Source organism: Fluviicola sp. (genome assembly GCF_030151805.1).
Taxonomy (GTDB): Bacteria; Bacteroidota; Bacteroidia; order Flavobacteriales_D; family Crocinitomicaceae; genus Fluviicola.
Window position 1 is genome coordinate 1 of the sequence record NZ_JASLCN010000132.1, and the last position, 3,676, is coordinate 3,676.

Annotated in this window: 3 protein-coding genes; 1 reads left to right on the plus strand and 2 read right to left on the minus strand. The window is 40.3% G+C overall.

Annotated elements, in window-relative coordinates:
- Both Q1V93_RS05035 and Q1V93_RS05040 read right to left on the minus strand, forming a co-directional pair.
- On the minus strand, window positions 1–2,314 hold a 2,314-nt coding region (locus Q1V93_RS05035), incomplete at its 3' end, for a DNRLRE domain-containing protein (RefSeq protein ID WP_300662348.1).
- 27 nt (window positions 2,315–2,341) lie between these two features.
- Complete coding sequence (locus Q1V93_RS05040; protein WP_300662351.1) at window positions 2,342–2,746, minus strand: hypothetical protein; 405 nt, start codon at window positions 2,744–2,746, stop codon at window positions 2,342–2,344.
- A 566-nt stretch (window positions 2,747–3,312) separates the two neighbouring features.
- Here Q1V93_RS05040 and Q1V93_RS05045 point away from each other — a divergent pair.
- Window positions 3,313–3,676: polyprenyl synthetase family protein (locus Q1V93_RS05045; protein WP_300662354.1), on the plus strand; the 364-nt coding region annotated here is incomplete at its 3' end.

Sequence of the window (3,676 nt, forward strand, 5' to 3'; positions counted from 1 at the left end):
TAAAGAAGAAACCATTCATCTGGAATTGAAAATTACTGGTTGGAGCCGCACAGGTTCTTTCGGTTCCACTGAGTGTCATCATGAAAAAGGGTTTAATTGCCTCCCTTATAACTCTGACACGTGTTCTGGAAGCACCATTCATCACACCTCCTAATTTGAATGAATAGCCCGCTGTAAGTCCTGCCCTGTCAATAACGGTGTTATCATTACTGAAAATGATGGTGTCATTTATAAAATTCATTGTTACATACTTATCTGCACTTGCTTTGAAAACCTTAGCAGTTTGCACCACATAGTCCTTGATCGTATACAGATTCACTCCGTTGAAATAGAACCCATAACGGATATCAGCGGAAGTACTCAATGTTCTGCTTGCATCCACAAATCCGTAATATTGAGCTCCACTAAGCGCTGTAGCATTCAGCTTAACAGTTCCCTGATTGTACGTATTCGCAAAAATGTTCATTTCACATGTGGCATTCGCGGCAGTATTCGGTCGTATCATATTGTTATCTATCACTGTAGCATTGGTGCTGGCGTTATAGGTTATAACAGGATAAAGATCTAAACCGGATCGTTCAAAAATGCGTTTCCCCTTGTTATCAAAAACGGCTATATTATAAGTTCCGTAATCCAGGCTTCCGAAATCAAATGAAGTTGCGCTCACAGTTCCTACCAAAAACTTTGTACTATCCAAATCCGGATCAAACACAGAATCATTCAGGTACTTCAACATACCACGCGGGTCAGAAATCACCTGATCCGAAATCACATATTTGTATGGTGCAGAAGACCATGAAGGTGTTGAGATTTTTAGCGAAACATTCTTTTTTAATGCCTGATCATAATCTGTAACCGTGATTGTTCCTTTTCTGCTCAGATCGCACGCATCAGCTTTAATTGTAAACTCAATTTTGGGTCTTAATCGCGATCCTCCTGCCGGTACATCGCTCGAGTTGAATTGCATCCGGGTGTAAGATCCCGTATAAGTCTGCAATTGTAGCAACATCCCGTAATTGGTCGTATTACTGGCTTTCCAGGTATTGAAAAAACTTGCAATATTTAAGGTCACATTCGCATTTCCTGCCGGTACTCCCGCAATATTGATTTTCCCGGTACTTGTTGAAGTCGGACTATTTATAAATGCTGTACCATATTCCGTCCAGGGAGATGTTACCCGAAGCAACTCCGAATCATTCGGCCGGGTATCCGGAGCATGCTCAATACCGTATAATGTCATATTCGCAGTATTGATTTGACAATTCGGATCAACCCACAATCTGAATTTCAATAAACCCCGCGAATTATAAGGAGCATAATTTGCCCATTTATCCGTTTTTAACTCATTAACATATCCAAAATTTTGCTGCGTGTAGTTGATAATGGTATTTCCGGAACCCTCAACTCCTTCCATCATCCAGGTGTCATCTATGTAATTCGATCCCGGATCAAATGTAACTGAAACATCCTCGCATTCTGTTCCCACCAGGAAGGCCTGGTAGGTTGTGTCTCCGTATGCACCGCCATAATATTTCAAACCGTACCAACCTTTACCGACATTCATCAGATTTTGAGTTGTTGCAATTTGCGCTCCCGCCGCATTATACCAGCGAAATGTTTTAATATCATTGGAACCGTTTATCACTGTCGGTGAAACAGAGCCATCTGTATTATCCAAAGAACTTGTATGAACAATGGTCGCCGCACTTACAGAAGATCTTAAATAGTACTGAATAATCAATTGCGGCCGATTGGATTGTGTAGCGTTTTCCCTGGTATAATATGACGCAGTAGTTGCAATTGCAACCGTTTCAGCACTCCAGCGAATCCGCCAGCCCTGGTTGGGCAAGCGTCCTTCTATTATTGCCTGAACATGCTCCTTAACTTGAAACTCACGTTTTGAAAGAGTTGAATTGAAAGTAGAAGCTGTAACAGTTGCAAACAATGTATTATTAGAAATACCGGAAGCATTTGTTAACCCTGCTTCCGTCCAGGAAGTATTACAAATATCCAGGTATAATTCGCTTGAATTCGGAGTCGCTACATTTTCAGCCCCATTCGGAGTCAATCTCAAAATGGCAGACGTAATCACCGCATTTGCAGGAATCGAAGCCAGGTTAAATTTTAAAAAACTTCGTTCTACAGAAGCCCGGCTTTTGGTAATACTCATTGCGCCCAGAGTACCGAAATTACCACTTGGAGCAGATGAACTGGTAAAACCATCTTCCGTTGCGTAAAGCGTAACGTCCGGTGCCATTTGGGAATAGACAGAATAGCACGACAAAAAAGCGAATAACGCCAATATTCGTTTCATATAAAATAAGATTTATGGAAAATAAGATCAGTTCGGGTAGTTCTTCTCAACTCGTGGTAAATAGGCTCCCTGGAAATTCTGAGATTCCAGGATCACTTTATAACTTGCATCCGGATTCAGGTAAGGAAAACTGAACACCAGCAAACCATTCTCCGTATAGGTTTCGCTCAAGACTTGCTCTCGATCCAGTTTCAGAATCGCCATTGGAGTATTGGTTGGCAAATCATACACCATGACAATTAGTTTCCCTACATAATCTGCATCATTCACAAACACTTTTACCTGGAAAATGTTTCCTTGTTTGCTCACATCATCCAACCCGGGAGTAAAAGCAGGATTTGTTACAAAAGACATTGAAAAATCAAGGCTGTCAAGCTGAGAAAAGGTGGTGGATGATACCAGAAGCATCAATCCAAATAGGATTTTTTTCATGAAATATTAATTTAAGTTGTATTAACCAACTTTCAGTCACACATCCCTTACCTCTCCAAAAATGAAAGTAAATAACCTGAATCAATTCGGTGAAATTTAATTCCAGTTCTAAGTGAATAAGTAAGATGAAAATCTAACTGAATTAGTCAGCGGCGCGAAGTTAATTAGAAATTCCCGAATAAATTTTGCACTCCGGATTGCTTCATTGATAAGAAAACTTTATCACTTCCGTAACCTTCTTGCATTCAATACGCAACGAATTTCATTTTATTTTATCACGCTAAAGATTTAACAGTATCCGTTTAAATAAAATTGTTTTTCCTCCACACTTACCGCCGTGAAGAATGGCGGTTTTTATTACTTTTTGGCAAATATATACCCTGAACTTCGTAAAGGATTTACGTTGTAAGTTCTGCCGGAAAATCAACCCGACTATATAATTAGGTTCTGATTATGAACACATCTTGTCACGAACCTGTAATTCTCTGATCTTGCCCATTTCCGATTTTCAATTTCTCCGGGCTTTTCTCGTATCTTATTTTGAATTTTAAAGTAAATTTGTAATCATGACAGTAAAGGAGATCTTAGCGCCCATCGAAACCGAAATGAAATTGTTCGAGGTTCGTTTCCATGAGAGCATGAAATCCAAAGTTCCTTTACTGGACAAAATCACGCATTACATCATTCGGAGAAAAGGGAAGCAAATGCGCCCCATGTTCTTATTTCTGACAGCTAAAATGCTTGGGGAAATCAACGAAAAAACGTATCAGAGCGCTTCTTTGGTTGAATTGCTTCATACCGCAACATTGGTTCACGACGACGTAGTAGATGATGCCAACGAACGCCGGGGCTTTTTCTCTGTGAATGCCTTATGGAAGAACAAAATTGCCGTTCTCGTTGGTGATTACATGCTTTCCCGCGTCTTGCTCC

Excerpts from the sequence above, each read along its gene's own strand:
- Q1V93_RS05040 (WP_300662351.1), bottom strand. The coding sequence starts at position 2,746 with ATGAAAAAAATCCTATTTGGATTGATGCTTCTGGTATCATCCACCACC.